21 protein-coding genes are annotated in these 21904 nt (G+C 70.4%); 9 read left to right on the top strand and 12 right to left on the bottom strand.

Annotated elements, in window-relative coordinates; genetic code table 11:
- Nucleotides 1–38: 38 nt before the first annotated feature.
- The 4 genes from LBN7_RS03245 (at nt 39) to LBN7_RS03230 (ending at nt 4212) form a co-directional block, all read left to right on the top strand.
- Nucleotides 39–476, top strand: a complete 438-nt coding sequence (locus LBN7_RS03245) for an Lrp/AsnC family transcriptional regulator (protein WP_207769925.1) — start codon at nt 39–41, stop codon at nt 474–476.
- A gap of 94 nt (nt 477–570) precedes the next feature.
- Nucleotides 571–1173 (top strand): TetR/AcrR family transcriptional regulator, encoded by a 603-nt coding sequence (locus LBN7_RS03240; protein WP_407360928.1) that lies wholly within the window; start codon nt 571–573, stop codon nt 1171–1173.
- 132 nt (nt 1174–1305) lie between these two features.
- Nucleotides 1306–2742, top strand: coding sequence for an aldehyde dehydrogenase family protein (locus tag LBN7_RS03235; RefSeq protein ID WP_341945960.1), 1437 nt, complete (start codon nt 1306–1308; stop codon nt 2740–2742).
- Between the two features lie 3 nt (nt 2743–2745).
- Complete coding sequence (locus LBN7_RS03230) at nt 2746–4212, top strand: GMC family oxidoreductase (RefSeq protein ID WP_407360927.1); 1467 nt, start codon at nt 2746–2748, stop codon at nt 4210–4212.
- A gap of 82 nt (nt 4213–4294) precedes the next feature.
- Here LBN7_RS03230 and LBN7_RS03225 read toward each other — a convergent pair whose 3' ends face one another.
- Genes LBN7_RS03225 through LBN7_RS03215 form a run of 3 tightly spaced genes read right to left on the bottom strand, consistent with a single transcriptional unit; the run spans nt 4295 to nt 8270 of the window.
- Nucleotides 4295–5938, bottom strand: a complete 1644-nt coding sequence (locus tag LBN7_RS03225) for an amidohydrolase (protein ID WP_341945958.1) — start codon at nt 5936–5938, stop codon at nt 4295–4297.
- A 1-nt stretch (nt 5939) separates the two neighbouring features.
- Nucleotides 5940–6779, bottom strand: a complete 840-nt coding sequence (locus LBN7_RS03220; protein ID WP_341945957.1) for a molybdenum cofactor biosynthesis F family protein — start codon at nt 6777–6779, stop codon at nt 5940–5942.
- Nucleotides 6780–6821: 42 nt separating this feature from the next.
- Nucleotides 6822–8270 (bottom strand): APC family permease, encoded by a 1449-nt coding sequence (locus tag LBN7_RS03215; protein WP_407360926.1) that lies wholly within the window; start codon nt 8268–8270, stop codon nt 6822–6824.
- 243 nt (nt 8271–8513) lie between these two features.
- Here LBN7_RS03215 and LBN7_RS03210 point away from each other — a divergent pair, with 243 nt between their 5' ends.
- Nucleotides 8514–9260 (top strand): SDR family oxidoreductase, encoded by a 747-nt coding sequence (locus LBN7_RS03210; RefSeq protein WP_341945955.1) that lies wholly within the window; start codon nt 8514–8516, stop codon nt 9258–9260.
- A 62-nt stretch (nt 9261–9322) separates the two neighbouring features.
- The gene (locus LBN7_RS03205) at nt 9323–10138 is read left to right on the top strand and encodes an SDR family oxidoreductase (protein WP_341945954.1); all 816 of its coding nucleotides are present in this window, start codon (nt 9323–9325) and stop codon (nt 10136–10138) included.
- A gap of 8 nt (nt 10139–10146) precedes the next feature.
- Here the strand turns inward: LBN7_RS03205 and LBN7_RS03200 are convergent, their stop codons facing one another.
- From LBN7_RS03200 to LBN7_RS03165, 8 genes are all read right to left on the bottom strand, one after another.
- Nucleotides 10147–10797, bottom strand: coding sequence for an HAD-IA family hydrolase (locus LBN7_RS03200; RefSeq protein WP_341945953.1), 651 nt, complete (start codon nt 10795–10797; stop codon nt 10147–10149).
- A gap of 63 nt (nt 10798–10860) precedes the next feature.
- On the bottom strand, nt 10861–11553 hold the full coding sequence (locus LBN7_RS03195) for an ABC transporter ATP-binding protein (RefSeq protein ID WP_116634709.1): 693 nt from the start codon (nt 11551–11553) through the stop codon (nt 10861–10863).
- Nucleotides 11550–13322, bottom strand: coding sequence for an ABC transporter permease subunit (locus LBN7_RS03190; protein ID WP_407360925.1), 1773 nt, complete (start codon nt 13320–13322; stop codon nt 11550–11552). The genes LBN7_RS03195 and LBN7_RS03190 overlap by 4 nt, the downstream gene beginning before the upstream one ends.
- Complete coding sequence (locus LBN7_RS03185) at nt 13309–14169, bottom strand: branched-chain amino acid ABC transporter permease (protein WP_407360924.1); 861 nt, start codon at nt 14167–14169, stop codon at nt 13309–13311. The genes LBN7_RS03190 and LBN7_RS03185 overlap by 14 nt, the downstream gene beginning before the upstream one ends.
- Nucleotides 14170–14277: 108 nt before the next feature.
- Nucleotides 14278–15444, bottom strand: coding sequence for an ABC transporter substrate-binding protein (locus LBN7_RS03180; protein ID WP_407360923.1), 1167 nt, complete (start codon nt 15442–15444; stop codon nt 14278–14280).
- Nucleotides 15445–15493: 49 nt separating this feature from the next.
- Nucleotides 15494–15910, bottom strand: coding sequence for a nuclear transport factor 2 family protein (locus tag LBN7_RS03175; RefSeq protein WP_116634713.1), 417 nt, complete (start codon nt 15908–15910; stop codon nt 15494–15496).
- 48 nt (nt 15911–15958) lie between these two features.
- Entirely contained in the window at nt 15959–16747 is a 789-nt protein-coding gene (locus LBN7_RS03170) for a MoaF C-terminal domain-containing protein (RefSeq protein ID WP_341945947.1), read from the bottom strand.
- Between the two features lie 173 nt (nt 16748–16920).
- Nucleotides 16921–17886 (bottom strand): helix-turn-helix domain-containing protein, encoded by a 966-nt coding sequence (locus LBN7_RS03165; RefSeq protein ID WP_116634715.1) that lies wholly within the window; start codon nt 17884–17886, stop codon nt 16921–16923.
- Nucleotides 17887–18000: 114 nt separating this feature from the next.
- On the opposite strand from LBN7_RS03165, the gene LBN7_RS03160 reads away from it, so the two are divergent.
- On the top strand, nt 18001–19122 hold the full coding sequence (locus LBN7_RS03160) for a DUF998 domain-containing protein (RefSeq protein WP_407360922.1): 1122 nt from the start codon (nt 18001–18003) through the stop codon (nt 19120–19122).
- 17 nt (nt 19123–19139) lie between these two features.
- Here the strand turns inward: LBN7_RS03160 and LBN7_RS03155 are convergent, their stop codons facing one another.
- Nucleotides 19140–20000, bottom strand: coding sequence for a MurR/RpiR family transcriptional regulator (locus tag LBN7_RS03155; RefSeq protein WP_116634717.1), 861 nt, complete (start codon nt 19998–20000; stop codon nt 19140–19142).
- Between the two features lie 73 nt (nt 20001–20073).
- On the opposite strand from LBN7_RS03155, the gene LBN7_RS03150 reads away from it, so the two are divergent.
- Together LBN7_RS03150 and murQ are read left to right on the top strand one after the other, a co-directional pair.
- Nucleotides 20074–20964, top strand: a complete 891-nt coding sequence (locus LBN7_RS03150) for an N-acetylglucosamine kinase (RefSeq protein WP_407360921.1) — start codon at nt 20074–20076, stop codon at nt 20962–20964.
- On the top strand, nt 20954–21889 hold the full coding sequence (gene murQ, locus LBN7_RS03145; protein WP_407360920.1) for an N-acetylmuramic acid 6-phosphate etherase: 936 nt from the start codon (nt 20954–20956) through the stop codon (nt 21887–21889). Before LBN7_RS03150 ends, murQ begins: the two co-directional genes overlap by 11 nt.
- Nucleotides 21890–21904: the final 15 nt, after the last annotated feature.

The raw sequence follows: 21904 nt of genomic DNA, 5'->3' as shown, positions 1-21904 counted from the left end.
GAAGTGTCAGAATTCGATGGACGAACGAAGGGGTTCCCATGACCGTGCTGGATGACATCGACCATGCGATCCTCGGAGAGCTCCGCCGGGACGCCCGGTCGTCGATGACGGCGATCGCGGAGGCCGTGCACATCTCGCGCGCCGGTGCCCACGCGCGCATCAAGCGGCTCACGGATGCCGGTGTCATCACCGGCTACTCGGTGCGCACGGATCCGGTGCTGCTGGGACACCACGCGAGCGCGTACGTCACGCTGGCGATCGAGCAGGCGACCTGGCAGGACGTGCGCGACCGCCTGCGCGCGATTCCCGAGATCGAGCACATGGCGCTGGTCGGCGGCGACTTCGACGTCATCCTGCTCGTGCGGGCCAACGATGCGCGGGATCTCCGTCGCATCGTGCTGGAGGACATCCAGGCGATCCCGTCGATCCGCTCGACACGGACGACGCTGATCTTCGAGGACTTCGGGCCGAGCTGACCCCGCGCTCCCGTGGCACCTGTGGCGGGTCGACGGCCGCTGAATCCGCCGCAGCTGCCATGGGAACGGCGGACGAACCTGCCAGACTGACGGGATGAGTCAGAGCGGCGCGACCGAACCGGCCCGGCGCGGCCGTCCGGGATACGACCGACGCGGCCTGCTCGACGCGGCTGTCGCCGTCTTCAACGAATCCGGCTACGACGCCACCTCGGTCGCCGCCCTCGCCACCCGGCTCGGACTGTCGAAAGCCGCTCTCTATCACCACTTCTCCTCGAAGGAGGAGATCCTCGAGACGGCACTCGGCGAAGCGCTGGACGGTCTCGAAGGCGTGCTCGCCGACACTCGGACGGTCGTGCCGAGCGAGCGTCTGGCGGCCGTGCTCCAGGGCGCGGTCCGTGTGCTCGCCGCGCACCTGCCGTCGGTGACCCTGCTGCTGCGCGTCCGCGGCAACAGCGACGTGGAACGTCGGGCGCTCGAACGACGCCGTGCCTTCGACCAGGAGGTCACGCGCATCGTCCGCGCCGCCCAGCGGGACGGTGCCGTCCGAGCGGATGTCGACGCCTCGGTCGCGACGCGACTGCTCTTCGGCATGGTCAACTCGCTCGTCGAGTGGTACCGGCCCGGCGGAGCCGAAGACGCCGATGCGCTCGCCGGAGACGTGCTGACCGTAGCGCTCGACGGTCTGCGCACGCGCTGAGCCGCGGCATCCTTCGCACTCGGACATCTACGACGCGCTCCCGGACAAGTGCCGTGCCGGACGGCATCCGACAATGAGATGACGACCGGCCTCCCCGATGCCGGCCCCGTCCCGCTCGAAGGAGAGTCACCGATGTCCGAATCCGCCGCAGCAGCCGCCGTGCTGCTCGACCGCATCCAGGCGCCGGAGGGCGCGGGGCGCGACATCCCCGACGCGGCGACCCGCGAGATCATCGGCCGCGCGCCGGTGCACGCTGTCGCCGATCTCGACGACGCGGTCGCGCGTGCCGCGGCCGCGCAGCCCGCCTGGGAGGCGCTCGGCCACGAGAGGCGCAGCGAGCTGCTGCTCGCGGCCGCCGACGCGATCGACGCGAACGCCGAGGCGCTGGCCCACCTGCTCTCGCGCGAGCAGGGCAAGCCCCTGAACGGCCCGAACGCCCGCTTCGAGCTGGGCGCCTGCTCGGCCTGGCTGCGCACCAACGCGAGCATCGTCATCGAACCGCAGGTGCTGGTCGACGACGAGACACTCCATGCCGAGCTCGTCTACAAGGCCGCCGGCGTCGTGGGCGCGATCGGTCCGTGGAACTGGCCGCTCATGATCACCATCTGGCAGATCGGGCCCTCGCTCCGGATGGGCAACACGGTCGTCGCGAAGCCGAGCGAGTACACGCCCCTCAGCGTGCTCGCGATGCTCGCCGTGATGAACGAGGTGCTCCCGGCCGATGTGCTGATCGGCGTCTCCGGAGACCGCGAGGTGGGGGCGCGACTCGCCTCCCACCCCGACATCGCCAAGATCATGTTCACCGGATCGACCGCGACCGGACGACGCATCATCGAGAGCTCCGCCGGGAACCTCGCCCGTCTCACCCTCGAGCTCGGCGGCAACGACGCCGGCATCGTCCTGCCGGGGACGGATGCCGCCGCCATCGCCGAGGATCTCTTCTGGGGCGCCTTCATCAACACCGGCCAGACGTGTGCGGCGATGAAGCGCCTCTATGTGCACGACTCCGTCTACGACGACGTCGTCGGTGCGCTCGCCGAGATCGCGGGATCCGTGCCGATGGGCAACGGCCTCGACGAGGACAACGTGCTCGGGCCGCTGCAGAACCGCGCCCAGTTCGACATCGTCACCCGCCTGGTCGACGACGCGAAGAGCCGCGGCGCCCGCATCGTCACCGGTGGCGACGCGGCGCCGGAGCTGGGGGAGCTCTTCTACCGCCCGACCATCGTCGCCGACATCGACAACGACGCCGCCCTCGTGCAGGAGGAGCAGTTCGGTCCGGCGCTCCCCGTGATCCGGTACTCCGACGTCGACGAGGCCTTCGCCTGGGCGAACGCGGTCGACGTGGGTCTCGGAGCGTCGGTCTGGTCGAGCGACCCTGCGGCGGCGCGCGCTGCGGCCTCGCGGATGGAGGCCGGGACCGTGTGGATCAACTCGCACGGCGGTCTGCATCCGATGGTGCCGTTCGGCGGGGTCAAGAGCTCGGGCTACGGTCTGGAGTTCGGTGTCGAGGGCCTCAAGTCGGTCGCCGTGACCCAGGTCGTGTCCGGCCCCGGTCGGAAGGGCTGACCCATGCGCTCTGCCATCGTCGTCGGAGCGGGCACCTCGGGGGCCATCGTCGCGCGGAGGCTGGCGGATGCCGGCGTCGCGGTGACCCTCATCGAAGCGGGCGGGTACGACACGAATCCGGCCATCCACGATCCCTCGCGCGCGGGAGAGCTGTGGCACTCGGCCGAGGACTGGGACTACTTCACCGTGCCGCAGGAACATGCGGCCGGGCGTCGGCTGCACCTGCCCCGGGGCAAGGTGACCGGAGGATCGCACGCTCTCAACGCCATGATCTGGGTGCGCGGAGCGGCATCCGACTACGACGGGTGGGAGACGGCCGGCGCGACCGGCTGGGGCTGGTCCGAGGTCGAACCCGTGTACGACGCGATCGAGCACGACCTCCTGTACGTGAGCGACGACTATGCGCTCTCGCCGATCCAGGAGTCGATCATCTCCGCCGCCGTGGAGGAGGGGCTGCCGCACAATCCGAACTACAACGGCGGCGTCCTCGACGGGGTCTCCCAGCAGCAGGTCACGATCCGCGACGGTCGCCGGGTGAACACCTGGACGACGTACGCGCAACCGGTCGCTGAGAAGCTGACGATCATCACCGGACGGGAAGTCCACTCGGTGATCATCGAGGACGGCCGGGCGCGGGGGGTCCGGCTGGGGGAGGGCGCGGACTCCGAGGACGTGTTCGCCGACGAGGTCATCCTCTCGGCCGGCGCCATCGGTTCGCCGATCATCCTGCTGCGATCGGGCATCGGACCCGCGACGGAGCTCGAGGCCCTGGGGATCCCGGTCGTGCAGGACTCTCCGGGGGTCGGGAAGAACCTGCACGACCACCTCCTCTCGCCGGTCGTCTTCACGACGACGGCGCGCCCGGTCGGTCCGCCGCAGCCCGGCGTCTCGGTGACGCAGACTCACCTCTTCTGGCGCAGTCGCGACGACCTCGCGGAGCCCGACACGCAGCCCATCCACTTCTCGGTGCCGATGTGGGGCGAGCTGGATCCGAAGGGGGACGACGGATTCACCCTGATGGCCGGGCTCGTGACGCCGTACAGCCGTGGTGCGCTGACACTCACCGGCCCCGGGCTGGGCGATCGACCGGACATCGACCTGGCCGCGCTGGCCGACGACCGCGATGTCGCCTCGCTCGCGGCATCCGTGCGCCAGTGCCGCCGCATCGGTGCCCAGCCGGCCCTCGCCGAGCGGTGGGGCGCGGTGGAGGCCTATCCCGGTCCCGACGTGTCGGATTCCGACGTCGAGGACTGGGTGCGCCGCACCGCCATCACCTACCACCACCAGGTCGGCACGTGCCGGATGGGGACGGATGCCGATGCCGTGGTCGACCCTCGACTGCGCGTGCACGGGGTCGACGGTCTGCGGGTGATCGACGCCTCTGTCATCCCCACGGTTCCGACCGGCAACACCAATGCGCCCGCCGCGATGATCGGGGAGCGCGGGGCGGGGTTCGTGCTCGCGGACTGAGACGCCGCGCGCGACGCCGACGAGAAACCCCCACCCGCGATGACCGCGGGTGGGGGTTTCGGCGGTACGGGTGGTCCTCGCGTCAGGCGGCGTGCACCTCGCGGCCGGCGAACCACGTCGAGATGACAGGCGTGTGCACGATCTCGTCCGGCGGCCCGGCGATCGCGTCGCGCGCCAGCACGACGAAGTCCGCGGACTTGCCGGGCGTCAGGGAACCGGTCTCCGCACCGAGGCCCATGGCCGTCGCCGCGTTGATCGTGAAGACCTCGAGCGCCTCCTCGGCGGAGATGGCCTGCTCCGGCCAGAGCACGCCGGGTGCGCGCCCGAGCGGATCGGCTCGCGTCACCAGGCCCTGCAGTCCCTCCAGGGTGTTCGGGGACTCGCTCACCGGCCAGTCCGACCCGCCGGCAACCAGTGCGCCGGAGTCGATCAGCGCGCGGTTCGGCTGCGAGTGCTCCGCGCGCTCGCCGAGCACGTCGGCGAGCGCCTGGGGGATGACACCGGGGAACCAGATGAACGGGGAGATGTCGGCCGACACGTCCAGTGCCTGCAGCCGAGGGATGTCGGTGTCGGCGAGGAACTGTCCGTGCGCGATCTGGATCGGGGTGGTGACGCCCTCGCCCCGCAGGCGCTCCGCGACATCCAGCACGAGCCGGGCGGAGCCGTCGCCGGTGCAGTGGACCTTCGCGCCGAGACCTCTGTCGGCGACCACGCGCAGCCAGCCGGCGAGCTCGTCGAACGTCATCGTCGTCTCGCCGTGGAAGTGCGCGCCGTGTGCGGCGTCGGCCGGATACGGATCGAGGAAGGCGGCCGTGTGCGCCGGGGGCACGCCGTCGAGGAAGATCTTCACGAAGTCGGGGCGGTGGTGCGTCGTGCGGAACTCCTCTCCTCGTTCGATGAGGGGCGTGCCGATCGGCGCGACGCCGAAGATGTCGTCGTTGATGAGCATCGACGACACGACCCACGCGTTCAGCGCTCCCGCGCGGTCGAGGGTCGCGAGGGCGCCGAGGATGTCGACCGAGACACCCGCGTCTTGGAAGGTCGTGATACCGAAGGAGTTCAGCAGCTCGACGCCGCGGCGCGAGGCGGCCACATGCTGCTCCGGTGTGAGCCCGCCGCCGACGTCGAAGGCCTCCTGCACCGGGATCCCCGCCGCCTCCAGCAGCACGCCCGTGGGGGTGCCGTCGTCGGGGTCGAGCATCGTCACGCCCGACGACGGGATGCTCGTCGCGGTGATGCCCGCGAGCTCGAGCGCACGCGTGTTCACCCAGCGGTTGTGCCGGGAGTCCTCCATGAGCATCACCGGCCGTCCGCCGGATGCGTCGTCGAGTCGCCGGCGCGAGTACGTGTTCGCCAGCGAAGGCAGCAGCGTCGTCGGCACCGCGCCGCCGACGATCCAGGCATCGGCGGGCAGTGCGGCCGCCCTGTCGCGCACGTGCGCGAGGATCTCATCGAGGGTCAGCGACGGCGGCAGCGACAGCTCGAACAGGTCGGTGCGGCCGGCCAGCGCGTGATGGTTGTGCACGTCGACGAAACCGGGATAGACCGCCGCGTCCCCGACGTCCAGCATCCGCGTTCCCTGTCCTCGCAGCCGTATGACATCGGCGAGGGAACCGACCGCGAGCACTCGTCCGTCGCGGACCGCGAAGGCCTCGACGAGCGGGTTCGACCGGTCGGCGGTTCGGATCACGGAGCCGGTGACGACCAGGTCGGCGGCGGCCTCCATCTCAGTCCTCTCCGAAGGCGGCCGGCTCGAGCTCGGGCGCGTGGAGCGTGGTCGACAGCAGCCGTCCGTGCGCACCGAACGTGAAGTGCGTTGGCACCTCGCCCGTCTCGTCGAGCCCGAACAGCACGCCGTGCGAGCGGATCGCGTTCACGTCGCGGTGGTCGGCGATCGTCACCGAGGCGCAGGGGATCACCTTCTCGCGCCACGCGAAGATGTAGATGCCGGGACGCACCTCCCACACGGTGTTCTCGTCGGTGTCGGCGAGGCCGCGCTCCGGCCCGGCCAGGCACTGCCACGAGTACCACCGCGACGACAGGTACACGTGCTCGTAGGCGTGCTCGGCGCTGTAGACCCACTCGACCCGACGCCCGATCAGGGTCGTCGTCGGTGCGGCCTCGGCGCCCGACACGTCGGCGCCCTCGATCACGCTCGGCGCGAAGACGTGCTGCACGCGGGTGCGGCCCTGCTCCGGGGCGGGGAGGATGATCGAGATCACGGCGAGGGCACGACCGGCGCGGAGATCCAGCACGAGCGAGACGGCCTCGTTCGGCAGGTAGCGGTGATGGAACTGCACGAAGTAGAGATCGTCATCGACCTCGAACGCCTCGTAGTCATCGGTGTCCGCTGCGGCTTCGGTGGGATCCTCCGAGCCCGGGTGATACTGCCAGGAGACCGTGGTGTCGCCGAAGCGGTGCACGATGCGGGTGCCGCGGGCGTCGACGACCGCGATCTCACGGCCGCTGAGCGCCGTGGTGTGCGGCGCCTTGTTGGCGTCGAAGCCGGGGGCGAGGCCCTCGAGCGGCAGCCAGGTGGAGGTGTCTGCGGGGTTCAGGGTCGTCATGCGTCGTCCTTGCTCTGTCGATGGGGGAGGCGGGGGAGAGCGTCAGCGGTCGCTGAACTTCTCCAGGTCGGTGGCGAGTCCGTCGTAGACGGCGGGCTTCGCGCGCTTGAGGTAGGCGCCGTACGCGATGCCGCCGATCAGCGCGACGACCAGCAGCAGCGGCATCAGCCGGATCGCGAGCTCCTCGGAGCCGGCGACGATGTTGAAGTTCACGACGGCGAGGACCGAGATCGCCGCGATGCCGAGGAATCCGATTCCGGGTGCGATGAACGTGCTCCACCAGCGCGGGTCCCGGTTGCGGCGGAAGTACACGACGATCGAGATCGCCGCGAGTCCCTGCAGGATCAGCACGCTGAGGGTACCGAAGCCGAGCATCGCGGGAACGAGCGTGAGGATCGGGTCGGCGCCGGCGATCGCGAAGATGATCGCCATGATGCCGGCGAATGCGGCCTGCACGATACCGGCGAGCTGCGGGGCGCCGTTGGCCCTGGTGCGCGCGAGCGCCTGCGGCAGGATCCGCGAGCGTCCCAGCGAGTACAGGTAGCGGGTCGCCGAGTTGTGGAAGGCGAGCATCGCGGCGAACAGGCTCACCAGCAGGAGCACCATCATCACCGTGGTGAGGGTGCCCCCGAGGTACTGCTGCGACAGGGAGAAGATCAGGTCGCCCGTCGGGAGGTGCTCGAGCGCGGTCGCCTGCGCCTGCGCCACTCCGGTCGCGCTGACCACGGCCCAGGTCGTGACGCCCAGGATCACGCCGATCGCGATGATCGAGGTGTAGGTGGCGCGGGGGATGGTGCGCAGCGGCTGATTCGCCTCTTCGCTGAAGAGCGCGGTCGCCTCGAACCCCAGGAAGCCGGTCGCGGCGAGCAGGAGTCCGATCGGCAGGGAGCCGGAGAACACCGCCTCCGGGCTGAACGCACCCAGGTCGTACCCGGTCTGCACGAGCACCGACACGTCGAACACGACGAGTATCAGCACCTCGAGCACCAGGCAGACGCCCAGCACCTTCGAGCTGAAGTCGACGCCGATGCGGGCGAGGACGAAGCACACCACGATCGAGAGCAGGCCCCATACGAGCCAGTGCACGTCGAGACCGGTGAGGTCGCGGATGATCGTCTGCATGAAGAATCCGCTGGTGCCGATCGTGCCCACGACGAAGAAGTTGTAGCCGAGAGTCGCGATGAGCCCGGCGATCAGACCGCCGGTGCGGCCGAGGCCCTTCACGACGAACGCGTAGAAGCCGCCGGCGTTCACGAGCTGCTTGGACATCTGCGCGTAGCCGACGGCGAAGAGCAGCAGGATCGCCGCCACCAGGAAGAACGACATCGGGGTGCCGCCGCCGTTGCCGAGGGCGATCGCCAGGGACGCGACGACCACGATGCCCGTGAGCGGTGCGACCGCGGCGAGCACGAGGAAGACGATGCCGGCGACGCCGAGGGCACCGGGGCGGAGAGCGGTGTGCTCGTGAGATGTTTCGGTCGAGGGTGCCACGTCGGCTCCTTTGCTCGGTGACGCCGTGCTCGCACGGCACCGACGACGAGGGGAATCGTCGATAGAGCGAGTCTGCTCGCGCGGCACCTCGGGCGCTTGACCCTGAGTGAAGGACGATGGTGCGAGCGCGCACACCCCGCCGACGGCGGTTCGCGTCATCGCGAGGGGGGAGCAGGATGACCGAGACGACACCGCCGTCCTCTCCGCACCATCCGGTGCCCGGCGGCGGCCCCGGAGGGTGCGATGGATCTGCAGCTGCAGGGTACGACGGCGCTCGTGACGGGCGCGGCGAGCGGGATCGGCCGCGCCACGGCGCTCGCGCTCGCCGCGGAAGGCGTGGGGGTCGCCCTGCTGGATCGCGACGCCGCCGCGCTCCGCGAGACGGCGAGCGGATGTCTAGGGGCCCTGATCCTCGTCGCGGATGTGACCGACGAGAGCGAGGTGCGTGCGGCGGTGGGCTCCGCTGCCATGACGCTCGGCCGCCTCGACGCCGTGGTCTGCTGCGCCGGGATATCGGGGCCCGTCGGCACGTCGATCGAGGACACCGATCTCGCCGACTGGGATGCCGTGCTCTCCGTGAACGTGACCGGAGCGTTCCTCGTGCTCAAGCACGCGCTCCCGATGCTGCGTGCCGCGCCGGCGGCATCCGTCGTCCTGCTCGCAAGCGACTCGGCCTTCGTCGCGTCGCCGGGCATGGTGCCGTACGGGGCATCGAAGGCCGCACTCGTGCAGTTCGGGCGGGCGCTCTCGGTCGATCTCTCCGACACGCGCATCCGCGTGAACACGGTGGCGCCGTCGATCGTCGACACGCCGATGAGCCGCGGCGATCTCGGCTCCGCCGCGTTCGACGCACCGGGATTCCCGGTGCAGAGCGCTGCGGATGTCGCCGCGCACGTCTCCTATCTGGTGTCGCCGCTCAGCAGGGCGATCAACGGGACGACGCTGCTCAGCGACTTCGGATACACCGCCCGCTCGGGGTTCCCCGCGTGACGAGGGAGCCGTCGAGCACGAATCCACCGCGCGCAGGCGCCAGATCAGTACAGGGAGCAGAAATGGGACTCGCAGTCGGATCGACGGTCGCCGGACGCGTCGTCGTCATCACCGGAGGCGGCACCGGCATCGGCGCCGCCATCGCCCAGCGCTATGCGGCCGAGGGCGCGCACGTCGTGGTCGTCGGGCGCCGCCCGGAGCCGCTGCAGGAGGTCGAGCGCGCCGTCGGCGCCGTGCCGGTCGTCGCGGACGCCGCCGACACCGCCTCGGCGAAGGCGGCCGTCGCCGAGGTGCTGGCGCGCTTCGGACGCATCGACGTGCTCGTGGCGAATGCCGGAGGCCACGGATTCTCGCCGGTCGGCGAGACCGACGACGCCGGCTGGGAGGCGGCGATCCGCGCCAACCTCACGACCGCCTTCACGATGGCGCGGGAGTCGCTGCCCGCGTTGATCGAGGCGAAGGGGCAGATCGTGATCGTGTCGTCGCTCGCCGGGCTCTTCGCCGGGCCGTCGGTCGCGGGGTACACCGTGGGCAAGCATGCGCTGATCGGTCTGACCCGCACGCTCGCCCGCGACTACGGCCGGCACGGGGTGCGCGTGAACGCGATCTGCCCCGGCTGGGTGCAGACGCCGATGGCCGACGACGAGATGGACGAGTTCGCGAACCACGCGGATCTCTCCTCCCGCGAGGAGGCCTATGCGGCGGTCACCGCCGACGTGCCGCTGCGCCGACCCGCACAGCCGTCGGAGATCGCGTCGGTCGTGCGATTCCTCGGCTCGGGGGAGTCGTCGTACATCACGGGCGCGGTGATCGTGGCCGACGGCGGATCGCATGTCGTCGATGTGCCGACGATCGCGTTCGACCACGCCGGGATGTAGCAGCCCGCTCAGTCGATGGCGAGCGCGAAGCCGTCGCCCGTCGCCACGACCGCGACCTGCGTGAGATCGTCGACGAGGTAGGTCGGGCTGTGCGCTGCGGCGTGCTCTCCGACGCCGACCACGCGCATGCCGGCGGCGAGGCCCGCCTGGATGCCGGCCCCCGAGTCCTCGAACACGATGCAGTCGGCGGGGTCGACGCCGAGCGTCTTCGCGCCGAGGAGGAAGCCTTCGGGATCCGGCTTGGATGCCGAGACGCTCTCGGCCGTGACGGCGAGGGCGGGGACGGTGAGACCTGCCGCCTGCATCCGTGCCGTCATCAGCGCGACGTTCGCGGACGTCACGATCGCGTGCGGGTAGGGGAGCAGTGCCAGGAGCAGCGCCTTCGCCCCCGAGATCTCGATGACCCCGTCGACGTCGTTCGTCTCGGTCGCGAGCATCTCGTCGTTCTCGCGGAGATTGATCGCATGATCGCGCTCCGGCAGCATGATCGACATGCTCTGGTGCCCCTGCCGACCGTGCACGACGCTGAGCACGTGCTCGGGGTCGATTCCGTGCGGCTCCGCCCAGGCGAGCCAGAGCCGTTCCACGACCGCAGTCGAGTCGACGAGGGTGCCGTCCATGTCGAGCAGGACGGCGCGGGCGCGAATCGTTTCGGTCACCTCTCCAGGCTAGCTGGCGAACTCTCCACCTAGGGGGCCGGTCGGCGGAGGACGTGGATGTCGTCAGCCGCCGAGGTACGCGCGGTGCAGCAGGGCGGGATCGGCGCTGAGCTCTTCCGCCGTGCCCTGGAAGGACACCCGGCCGCCCGCGACGACCACGGCCTCGCGCGCGAGCCCGAGGGCGACCTGCGTGAACTGCTCCACCAGCAGCACCCCGACGCCGGAGTCCGCGATCGAGCGCACTATCGGCATGAGCCGCAGGAAGACGACCGGCGCGAGCCCGAGCGACATCTCGTCGATGAGCAGGATGCGGGGCTTCGCGGCGAAGGCGCGCGCCAGCACCACCATCTGCTGCTCTCCGCCCGAGAGCAGGGCGGTCGGCGAGTCGATGCGCTTCTCCAGCTCGGGGAACTGCGCGATCGCCGCATCCAGCTCCGCGGACGTGCGGGCGGTGAGCGAGATGTTCTCCCGCACGGTGAGCGAGGGGAACACCGCTCTGCCCTGCTCGATGTGCACGATGCCGCGCCGTGATCGCGCGACCCGCGACAGCCTGTCGATCGGCTCGCCGTCGAGCGTGATGGTGCCGGCGGAGTGCGGGGTCACACCCGAGATCGACTCGATCAGGCTGGTCTTTCCTGCGCCGTTGGGACCGACCAGGGCCAGCACCTCGCCGCCCTCGACCCGCAGGGAGACATCGGAGATGACGGCGCCCGCCCCGCGGCTGACGCTCACGGCGTCCACGACGAGTTCGCTCACTTCAGCAGCTCCGTCTCTCCCATGTACGCCTTCACGACGTCGGGGTTCGCGAGGACCTCGGCCTGCGGTCCGCTGGCGAGCACGCGGCCGAAGTCCAGGACGGTCAGGGTCGGGCAGACCGAGCGCACGAGATCGAGGTCGTGCTCGATGATGATCAGCGCGATGCCGTAGCGCGCCGGGAGCTCTCGGAGCCGCGCGGCGAGGGCCAGATGCTCGTCATGCGAGAGCCCGGCAGCAGGCTCGTCGAGGATCAGCAGCCGAGGGCGGGCCACCACGTTCGCGGCGACCTCGACGAGTCGTCTCGTTCCGACGTCGACGCTCGACAGGCGAGCGCGGGCCGGCGGGCATCCGAAGAACTCCAGCACCTCGTCGATGTCGGATGCCGCGAGCCGGCGCCGTGCGACGAACCGCACATAGGCGCCGATCGTGAGCGCGGGCGGCACGCGGTCCTGCTGGAACGTGCGGCGCAGCCCGAGCCGTGCGCGCCGGGTGGGGGAGAGGCCTCCGAGATCCCGATCGCCGAGGAGCACGCGTCCGCCGTGCTTCGGCAGGAACCCGCTGATCGCATCGACGAACGTCGACTTCCCCGCGCCGTTCGGCCCGATCAGCCCCATGATCGACGCGGCCGGCACCACGACCGACACGTCGTCGAGCGCCTTGAGTGCGCCGAACTGCACGGTGAGCCCTTCGACCGAGAGCACGGGTGCACCGTCGAGGGCGGCCTCATCGACCGTGGCGGTGGTCGTCGTGGTGATGGCACCGGCATCCGCTTCGGCATCCGGAGGGAGCGCCGTGAGCTCCGCGTTCGCCGCTCGTCGGTCGGCGCGCCGGTAGAACAGGTTGCGGATCCCCTGACCGAGGTTGGTCCCGCTCGTGAGGGCCTGCACGCCGAGCACGCCGAAGATGACGAAGCCCCAGTCCTGCGGGATTCCCCAGCGCTTGAGCAGCTCGGGGACGAGCACCCAGAGGATGCCGCCGAAGATGGCCATGTCGATCAGGTGCGCGCCCGACATGATCGCCAGCACGTAGAGCGCGAGAGACTGCAGCGGCGTGAAGCTCGACGCGAACGGCAGCTGCACCTGACCGGCCAGCAGACCCCCGGCGACGCCGCCCAGCGCGGCCGAGACCGCGAACGCCGTGAGTTTCGCGATCTGCACGCTCTGGCCCGCGGCGGCGGTGCCGCGCTCGGAGAACGCGACGGCCTTCCAGCTCGATCCCCAGCGTCCGCGCTGGAGGAAGAAGACTCCGAGCGCGCAGAGTGCGAGCACGACGATCGAGAGGAAGAAGAACTGGCGATCGTCGGAGAACATCGTGGGGCGCTCGATCGCGGTGCCGTCGGCGGAGCCGGGGAACTGGATCTGCACGAGGGTGACGTCGGCCGCTGCCGCGAAGCCGAGTGTGACGACCGCGAGATTCACGCCGCGGAGGCGGAGTGCGGGGAGTCCGACGAGCACGCCGACGAGCCCTGCGGCGATGCCGCCGAGCACGAGCCAGACGATGAATCCGCCCGGTGCCTGCAGCACGTTGAGCAGTGAGACGATCCACGCGCCGACGGCTGCGAACGTGAGCTGGCACAGCGCGATCATGCCGGCGGACCCGGTCACGATGCCGAGACCGAGGATCGCGATGGCGGCGATCACGGCGCTGATGGCGAGGAACACGAAATAGCCCGGCAGGGCCGCGCTCAGGATCGCGCCGGCCCCGATGCCCGCGAGGGCGATCGCGAACGGCCAGGTGATCCGGAACCAGGGACGGTCAGCGAGCGGCATCCCACACCTCCTTGCGCTGCGTCCAGAGGAGGAGGACGACGATGAACAGGAACGGGAGGAAGTTGCGCACGAGCGCGACCTCGTCGATCTGGGCGACCAGGCCGCCGAGCACGCCGAGCACGACGCCGCCGATCACCGCGAGGTCGAGACGCCGGAACCCGCCGAGCAGGGCGGCAGCGGCCGCGGGGACGATGAGCATCGCGAGGCTCGTCGCGTCGTTCGACTGCGACGGGGCCACGACGATGATCGCGATTGCGCTGATCACGCCGGTCACGAACCAGACCGCGATCGACAGCGGACGCGAGCGGATGCCGAGCAGCTCCGCCGTCGTCGGCCGCTCCGAGAGGGCACGGAGCTGCGTGCCCACCCTGGTGCGACGAAGCACGATCCGCACCACGACGGCGGTGACGATCGCCATCGCCACGGTCGCGACCGTGACCTGGCTGACCACGACGCCGCCGAACGAGAAGGCGGGCCCGGCGATGATCGGTGTGAACGGCTGGGGCTTGTTGCCGAACAGGATGAACGACATCGAGATCAGCAGGAGCAGCGGCCCGACCGTCATCGCGGAGCGTGTGGTGGTCGACGCCTCGGAGAGCCAGGTCGCCGCGATGAAGCCGATCGCCGCGGCCAGCAGCCCCGCGACCAGCACACCGAGCACCGACCCGAGCCAGATGGGCAGCCCGATCTCGCGGACGAACCACACCGCCGTGAACGCGCCGAACATCCCGGTCGCGGCCTGCGCGAAGTTCACCACGCGGACGAGGCGTGACATCAGCGTCAGGCATACGCCGAGGACGGCGTAGAGTCCGCCGGCGGCGAGGCCGGCGATCGCGCCTTGCAGCATGAGGCGTCCTTTCTGATCTGAGGGGGAGGGGCCCTTCGACAGGCTCAGGGACCGGGGGTGCTTCCGGTCCCTGAGCGAGCGAAGCGAGACGAAGGGCGTGAAGGGTGTCTATTCGCCGATGCGCAGCCAGTCGTCGGCGACCTGCTCCCAGGCGTTCGTGCCGGACTTCAGGATGATCGGCCACCCCGCGGTGTTCTGGGTGCCGAACGCGTACGGTGTTCCCACCATCGGGTTCTCGATCGGGTCCATGGCCTTGAGCGCCTCGGAGACGCTCTCGCGCGTGATGTCGCCGTCGATGCCCTCGAGCACCTCGATGAAGTACGTCGCGGCCAGGTACCCGCCCTGGCTGAACGAGGTGAGCGGGATGTCGTTCGCCTCCATCAGCTCCCGCCAGTCGGCGTTGATCTCGCTGTCGTCGGTGAACGGGTAGAACTCCGCGGGCACGTAGATCCCGGCGCCGGCGTCGTCGATCGCGTCGGCGAAGTTCTCGCTGTAGACGCTGGTCAGGTAGAGCCAGGTCACGTCGTCCCAGCCCTGCGCGTTGGCCGCCTTGACCTGACCGATCGCGTCGGGTTCGACCGGGTTGATCGCGAGCGCCTTGCAGCCCTGGTCCCGTGCCTTGACGATGTAGGGCGTGTAATCCGAGGCGCCGTACGGCACGGTGTCGTCGACGTACTTCGGCTCCTTGCCGGTGATCTCCGTCCACTGGTCGATCGCGGCCTGGTAGGTCGGGCGCGTGGAGCCGGCGATCTCGAGCAGGATGCAGATGTCGTCCAGGCCGAGCACCTCCGATCCGTACTGCAGCGTGAGGGTCATGTCGTTGAACGGCCCCACGTTCGCCGGTGAGATGCTCTCGCTGGCGAAGCATCCGGTGTCGACGCCGATGCCGGGCATCGAGAGGATCCCCTCCTGCTCGTAGTACTTGGCGTTGATCTCGCACTCGATGAGGCTGGCCGAGCCGACGAGAGCGACGGCGCCGTCGCTGCCCACCAGTTCGCGAGCGGATGCCGTGGCGGTCGCGGGATCGCCCTTGTCATCGAGGGTCTTGTACTCGATCGTGCGACCATCGAGCCCTCCGGCCTCGTTGAAGGCGTCGAAGACGGCGGCTGCCGCCTGCGATGCCTCGGGGAACGTCGCCGGTCCGCTGATCGTGTTGACGGAGCCGACGACGATCGGGGCGCCGTCGCCTCCGCCGCCGTCCCCGCCGGCGCAGCCGGCCAGGGTGAGGGCTGCCACGGCGAGGAGCGCCGCGGTGCCGGATGCTCGTCTGTTCATGTGCTTCCTGCCTCTCGTGTGTTCGGGTCGTGCGGTGTCGTGCTGCGGCTCAGGCCGGGGTCCCTGAGCCTGTCGACGGGTCGCGCAGCGCGCGGCTGACCATCTCGGTGTCGGTGAACTGCTCGAAGGCGACGACCTCGGCGTCCTTCAGGCGCCAGACGTGCGCGACGCGAGCGGCGAAGAACCGTCCGGTGGCCCTGTTGGTGCCCGAGTACGTGCCGATGCCGACCACGACGTCTCCGCCGTCGATGACCTCGTCGATCGCCACGGTGTAGTCGTCCCAGTCCTCCTGGAGGCGGGCGAAGACGTTCGCGGCGACGGCATCCGGTCCGACGTAGGTGCCGGCGTACGGGAATCCGGCGGCCTCGGTCCACCGGATGTCCGCTGCGAACGGCGCGAGCATGCCGTCGAGGTCGCCCCGGTCGCTGGCGGCGTAGTGGCCGCGGATGATGTCTGCGTTGCTCATATGCGCTCTCCTCGATCTCTTCCGGGTTCCTGAGCCTGTCGAAGGGGGTCAGACCGGCTGGGCGTCGGGATAGGCGACGGAGCCGAGCGGGTAGATGTGACCACCGCCCCGGGAGTGCTCGGCCCGGCCTTCGCCGTTGAGTCCGAGGAAGATGCCCGTGGTCATCAGCTGGTAGCCGAGGTCGTGCAGCCAGACGCTCGCCACGGCGATGCGGAACTCACGGAAGCAGAAGAGGTACAGTCCGTCGGCGAACTTCCACACGGTCGACAGATCCATGTCGCCGTGACCGCGCTGCACGCCCTCCAGGCACTGCCACGCGTATCGCGTGCTCGACACGTAGACGTGCTCGTACAGGTGGTGCGGGCTGTAGCGGTAGACGTTGCGCTTGCCGATGAGGTCGCGGCTCGGGCCGGGGACCTCGCCCGTCGCCTCGCCGGCGTCGGTCGTCGCGGCCCAGAACTCCTGTCCGACCTGCGGAACGCCCTCCACGGCCTCCGCCGCGATGCGGGAGCGGATGACGGTCGCGCGATGCGTCGTGCGGGAGAAGACGACGGTGATCGCCTCGCGCTCGCGGCTCTCCAGCGGGATGTTGACGAACACGACGTCGTCGCGCACGGCGACGGCATCGTAGGGATCGGTGCCGGAGGCATCGAATCCGGTCCAGGTGACGGCGATGGAGTCGAAGCTCAGGGACAGCGCGGAGCCGTCGTCGAGGCTGAGGGCGAGCGCGGTGCCGGCCAAGGACACGTTCGGAAGCCGGAAGGTGTCGATCCCCGCGGCGAACTCGTCGTAGGTGCGCCACTCGTCGAGCGCCGGATCGAGGGAGGTGTCGGTCATGGAGGTCCTGACATCGCACGTGGCGGAGCATCGATGCTCCGGGCGCCGCGTCATCGCGGTGCGCTTGCCTCATGCTCAGCCGCGGCGCGGCATCCGCTCAAGAGCGGGGGCACCATCGCGCGCCGAGAGTCAACCGGCGTGCCCTCCCGGGCAAGGACCCGCGATCGGCGGCGTCAGTGCGCGGCGCGGTACTCGCTCGGGGAGACCCCGAATGCCGCCTTGAACGCGCGGCTGAAGTGCGCGGCATCCACGAAACCCCAGCGGGCCGCGATCGCGGCGACGGGGCGGTCGGCGAGCATCGGGTCGAGCAGGTCGCGTCGGCACTGCTCGAGGCGACGGGTGCGGATCCACGTCGAGACGGTGACCCCCTGCTCCTGGAAGAGCCCGTGCAGGTGACGGGTGGAGATGAAATGAGCCGCGGCGATCGTCGCGGGGCCGAGGTCGGTCGACGCCAGGTTGCGGTCGATGTACGAGCGGATGCGCTGCACAAGCGCGCGATGCGGGTCGGCGGAGACCTCGTCGAGTCCGAGCTCGCGCGTGAACACGGTCGTCACGAGGTCGAGGGCGCTGTGCGCGAGGCGGGCGCCCGTGGTGCCGGCGAGCTGGTCGAGGTTTCCGGCGAGCTGCGTCAGATACGGCACGACCATACCGCCGAGGCCCTCCTGGCCGGAGATCCGGACCGCGGTGAGCTGGCCGATCATGTCGGACGGCAGACTGATCAGGTGCTTCGGGAACATCACGACCATCGTGCGGAAGTCCTGGTCGAAGACGAGGGAGTACGGGCGATCCGTGTCGTACACGGCGAGGTCGCCGGGGTGCAGCACGGCCTCGCGGTCGTCCTGGATGAGCAGGCCGGTGCCGGCGAGCATCAGGCTCACCTTGAAGTAGGAGCGGTCGCCGCGGGCGATCAGCTCGGGCGTGCGCTCGACGACGTGCGACGTCGCACGCACCTCCGTCACGTGCACCTCATCGACGGACGCGCCGCGGATGACGCCGCGGAAGTGATCGGGGCCGTCGCTGGACACCTGCAGAGGGACGAAGGACTGGGAGACGGCAGCGCGGAACTCGCTGATGTTGCGCGCGATGAGCGACGACACCGACTCGGCAGGGGCGACGGGGGCAGCGAATGCACCGTTCATGACTGATCACCTCGGGATGGTGGAACGACGACGTTGTATACGATCCGTTCCGCGATGTTATCACCGGCGGCGGCCGCACAGCACTGCTCCTAGGATGTGACCGGAGGATGGACGATGAAAGCTCTCGGTGACAGGATCCTGCTCGTCCTGCGGCAGGTGCGGGGAGCGGACAGATCGGATGCCGTCTTCGAGGAGACGGCGCTCATCGTGGGCGCGGCCTTCCTGGTGCTGGGCTTCGCGATCGGACTGCCGGTCTTCTGGGGTCGTGAGCTCGCGATCAGCGGCTCCGGCTCCATCGGCGTCTTCGCGGCGGTCGGGGGAGCCGTCACGGCGGTCATCGCCTTCGTGGTGGGACGCCTGGCGGTGCGGCCGGCGGAGCCGGACGCCGACGGGCTTCGCGACGGCTTCAGCGTGCCGGGTGACCGGCTGCGGTGGTACGACCTCGTCGCGATCGCCTTCGCCCACGCGGCGATCGCCCACCTCGGCTGGATCGGGATCGCGGAGCTGCTCGAGCGGAGCTTCACGGATGCCCCGGTGTTCGCGTTCCCCGGCGCGGTGCTCGTGGCCGTGGCCTTCGCCCTGACCGGCTACGTCTCCTTCCTCAGCGCCGTCGCGCTCACGCCGACGGTCCTGTCTCTCGTGCTCGCGGTGTTCCTCGTCGTCGGCGCCTTCGCCAGCATGCTCGCGTCGAGCGATCCGCACTGGTGGCGCGACAACCTCTCGGCGCTCGGGATGAGCACCAACAGCGCCTCGCTCGCCTTCAACATCACGCTCATCATTGCCGGCGTCATGGTGACGACGATCTCGCGCTACGCCACGGCCGGCCTGCCGGCATCGGATCCGATCGACCGCCGCGGCCGGTTCGTCGTTCGGGGAGGCCTGATCCTGCTGGGCGTCTTCCTCGCGTGCGTGGGCATCTTCCCCGTCGACGAGTTCTTCCTCGTGCACAACACGGTGGCGACCGGCATGACGGTGGTGTTCGCGGTGGTCGTGGTCGGGCTTCCGTGGTTCCTGCGCAGCATCCCCCGCGTCTTCGTCGTCTTCGGCTGGGTGTACGTGCTGGTCATCGTGCTGCTGGCGGTGTTCTTCGTCGTCGGCTACTACAACCTCACGGCGGTGGAGCTCATCGCGGCCGTGCTGATCTTCAGCTGGATCATCGTGTTCCTGCGCACGGCGAGCTCGACCGGGTCGCCCCGGACCCCCGCCCCCGCTCCTGAAGCGGCGTCGGCGCACTGACGGCGCCGCGGCCGACGTCACTCGTCGCGGAGCGCCCTGGCTGCGTCGGCCGTGCGCTGGAGCGCGTGCACCGTGTGGGCGTGGCGACGCTGGGCGACGCCGACGAAGAGGCAGTCGACGAGCGCGAGCTGGGCGATGCGGCTGACCATGGCTCCCGCCCGGAAACGGGGTTCGCGCGCGTGGGTGAACAGGGCATGGTCCGATTCGCGGGCGAGAGGGGAGTCGACGACGCTCGTGACTCCGACCGTCGTCGTGCCGGCGCCGTGCGCCGCCTGCAGGAACCGCAGCGTCTCCCTCGTCGACCCCGAGTTCGAGAACCCGATCGCGACCGCTCTCGTCGCGCTGAGCGACGCCGCGGCGCTCGCCTCGTGCGCGTCGGACAGCACGATCGCCGAGCGCCCGATCCGGAGGAGCTTGTGTCCGAGGTCGTCGGCGACCAGGCGGCTCGCGCCGACGCCGAAGAGCAGGATGCGGTCCGCCTGATCGATCGCCTCCACGGCCGCAGCCAGCACGTCGAAGTCGAGATTCCCGATCGTCTCCTCGATCGCGAGCAGCTCGAGCGCCGCGATCTTGCCGACGGCATCCGGAAGGGTGTCGCCCGTGGCGATCTCGGAGCCGAAACCGGCGGGGGCGTTGAACTGCACGGACTCGCGCCCGAGCTCGGCGGCCAGCGCCATCCGCAGTGCGGCGTAGCCGCGAAGGCCGATGACGCGGCAGAAGCGCACGACAGAGGCGACCGAGGTGTCGCAGAGAGCGGCGAGTTCGGAGATCGTGCTCTCGACGGCGGTGGTGGGATCGTCGGCGATGACGCGGGCGATCCGAGCGAGCGAGGGCGGAAGGGTCTCGGCGGCCGTCGCGATGGTCGTCTGGATGCTCATGCCCCTCCTGGGCTCGGAAACGGCCGGATGAACAATTGTTCCACGATTAGTTGCTTCTGCGTAGACTATTTTCATGAGTTCCCCGCGCCCCGCCGTCGCCGTCGATCTCGGCAAGTCCCGGTGCCGTGTCTCGTCCGGCGACGTGGTCCGCGAGGGCGTGGGCGCCCCCGGCCTCGCCGCGGCCGACGGCGTGAACGCGGCGACCGCCGCCATCCTGCCTCTGCTGCGGGCGGACGACGGCCCCATCGACCTCGTCGGAGTCGGCGCCGCGGGCGCATGGAGCGCCCCCGGCGCAGCCCGACGGCTGGCCGCCGCTCTGGCGACGGCGACGCACGCCAGGGTCGCCGTCGCGTCCGACGTCGTCGCCGCGCACGCCGGTGCGCTCGCGGGCGGGGAGGGTGTGCTCCTCATCGCCGGCACCGGCGCCGCGGCACTCGGCATCGATGCCGACGGCGCCAGGCTCGTCGACGGATGGGGGCCCGAGCTCGGCGACTTCGGGAGCGGGTCCTGGCTCGGCCGGGAGGCCCTGCGCGCGGTGCTCCGCGCATCCGCGGGTCTGTCGCCCGACACTGTGCTCGCCCCGGCGATCGAGGAGCGGATCGGCACGGCATCCGACATCATCGGCTGGCTGGCGGATCCCGAGCCGCTCGCGCGGCGGCTCGCGACCTTCGCCCCGCTGGTGCTCGACTCCGCGGCCGCAGGTGATCGCGTGGCCGGCGAGATCGTCGACGACGCGGTGCGGCTGCTCACCGCTTCCGCGGTCGCCGCCTCGTCCCGCACGCTCACGGTCGCGCTCCACGGCGGGCTCACCCAGCATCCCTGGTTCCGTGCCGCCCTGGTCTCCTCGCTGCAGGCGGCGGGACGGCAGACCGTCCCCGCAGCCGGGACCGCTCTCGACGGCGCGCTGCTCCTCGCGCGCCGTGTCGATCTTCCCCACGAAAGGTTCGTGCACCGTGCCGAATGACGACGCCCGACTGACCGCCCTGCTCTCGGTGCTCGAGAGCCTCGACACCGAGGCGTCGACCACGGAGCGCGGCGACCTCGACCTGCTCGACACCGCCGAGCTCATCCGGCGCATGAACGCCGAGGACCGCCGCGTCCCGGCCGCGGTCGCGGAGCGCGCCGCCGAGATCGCCTCGGCGATCGACGGGATCACCGCGCGGTTCCGCCGCGGCGGACGGCTCATCTACATCGGTGCGGGAACCGCAGGGCGCATCGGCGTGCTCGACGCGAGCGAGTGCCCTCCCACCTTCGGGACGGACCCCTCGATGGTCGTGGGGCTGATCGCCGGGGGCGAGACCGCGATCCGGTCCGCCGTCGAGAACGCGGAGGACGACGACGAGGCGGCCGCCGCATCGCTGCGCGACCTCGACCTGTCCGCGAGCGACACGGTCGTCGGCATCTCGGCATCCGGGCGGACGCCCTACGTCGTCGGCGGGCTGGAGTACGCGCGGGGGCTCGGCGCGCTGACGGTCGCGATCGCCTCGAATGCCGACTCCGCCATCGGCGCGGCCGCCGAAATCGCGATCGAGGTGGTCACCGGACCCGAGTTCATCTCGGGATCCACACGGCTGAAGTCCGGCACCGCGCAGAAGCTCGTGGTGAACATGCTCACCACGCTGTCGATGATCAAGCTCGGCAAGACCTATCGCGGGGTCATGGTCGACCTGCTCGCCACCAACGAGAAGCTGCACGCCCGGTCCATCCGCACGGTGTCGCAGCTGGCCGGCGTCGGCGTCGACGCCGCGTCGGAGGCGCTCCGTGCCGCCGACGGCTCGGTGAAGCTCGCCCTGCTGATGCTCGCCGTCGACGCGTCGCCCGAGGCCGCGGCATCCGCGCTCGTCGACGCCGACGGCATCCTCCGCGACGCGATCGCCGCGCTCGCCTGACGGGATGCGGTCGCG

Origin of the sequence: Microbacterium sp. LBN7, from assembly GCF_045690345.1 — a bacterium.
Classification (GTDB): domain Bacteria; phylum Actinomycetota; class Actinomycetes; order Actinomycetales; family Microbacteriaceae; genus Microbacterium.
This window is presented reverse-complemented; position numbering and strand designations above follow the sequence as displayed.

Bases quoted from the DNA above. Each gene is read 5' to 3' on its own strand.
- LBN7_RS03245 (WP_207769925.1), top strand. From the start codon at position 39: ATGACCGTGCTGGATGACATCGACCATGCGATCCTCGGAGAGCTCCGC.
- LBN7_RS03240 (WP_407360928.1), top strand. From the start codon at position 571: ATGAGTCAGAGCGGCGCGACCGAACCGGCCCGGCGCGGCCGTCCGGGA.
- LBN7_RS03235 (WP_341945960.1), top strand. From the start codon at position 1,306: ATGTCCGAATCCGCCGCAGCAGCCGCCGTGCTGCTCGACCGCATCCAG.
- LBN7_RS03230 (WP_407360927.1), top strand. From the start codon at position 2,746: ATGCGCTCTGCCATCGTCGTCGGAGCGGGCACCTCGGGGGCCATCGTC.
- LBN7_RS03225 (WP_341945958.1), bottom strand. From the start codon at position 5,938: ATGGAGGCCGCCGCCGACCTGGTCGTCACCGGCTCCGTGATCCGAACC.
- LBN7_RS03220 (WP_341945957.1), bottom strand. From the start codon at position 6,779: ATGACGACCCTGAACCCCGCAGACACCTCCACCTGGCTGCCGCTCGAG.
- LBN7_RS03210 (WP_341945955.1), top strand. From the start codon at position 8,514: ATGGATCTGCAGCTGCAGGGTACGACGGCGCTCGTGACGGGCGCGGCG.
- LBN7_RS03205 (WP_341945954.1), top strand. From the start codon at position 9,323: ATGGGACTCGCAGTCGGATCGACGGTCGCCGGACGCGTCGTCGTCATC.
- LBN7_RS03190 (WP_407360925.1), bottom strand. From the start codon at position 13,322: ATGCCGCTCGCTGACCGTCCCTGGTTCCGGATCACCTGGCCGTTCGCG.
- LBN7_RS03185 (WP_407360924.1), bottom strand. From the start codon at position 14,169: ATGCTGCAAGGCGCGATCGCCGGCCTCGCCGCCGGCGGACTCTACGCC.
- LBN7_RS03180 (WP_407360923.1), bottom strand. From the start codon at position 15,444: ATGAACAGACGAGCATCCGGCACCGCGGCGCTCCTCGCCGTGGCAGCC.
- LBN7_RS03175 (WP_116634713.1), bottom strand. From the start codon at position 15,910: ATGAGCAACGCAGACATCATCCGCGGCCACTACGCCGCCAGCGACCGG.
- LBN7_RS03170 (WP_341945947.1), bottom strand. From the start codon at position 16,747: ATGACCGACACCTCCCTCGATCCGGCGCTCGACGAGTGGCGCACCTAC.
- LBN7_RS03165 (WP_116634715.1), bottom strand. From the start codon at position 17,886: ATGAACGGTGCATTCGCTGCCCCCGTCGCCCCTGCCGAGTCGGTGTCG.
- LBN7_RS03160 (WP_407360922.1), top strand. From the start codon at position 18,001: ATGAAAGCTCTCGGTGACAGGATCCTGCTCGTCCTGCGGCAGGTGCGG.
- LBN7_RS03155 (WP_116634717.1), bottom strand. From the start codon at position 20,000: ATGAGCATCCAGACGACCATCGCGACGGCCGCCGAGACCCTTCCGCCC.
- LBN7_RS03150 (WP_407360921.1), top strand. From the start codon at position 20,074: ATGAGTTCCCCGCGCCCCGCCGTCGCCGTCGATCTCGGCAAGTCCCGG.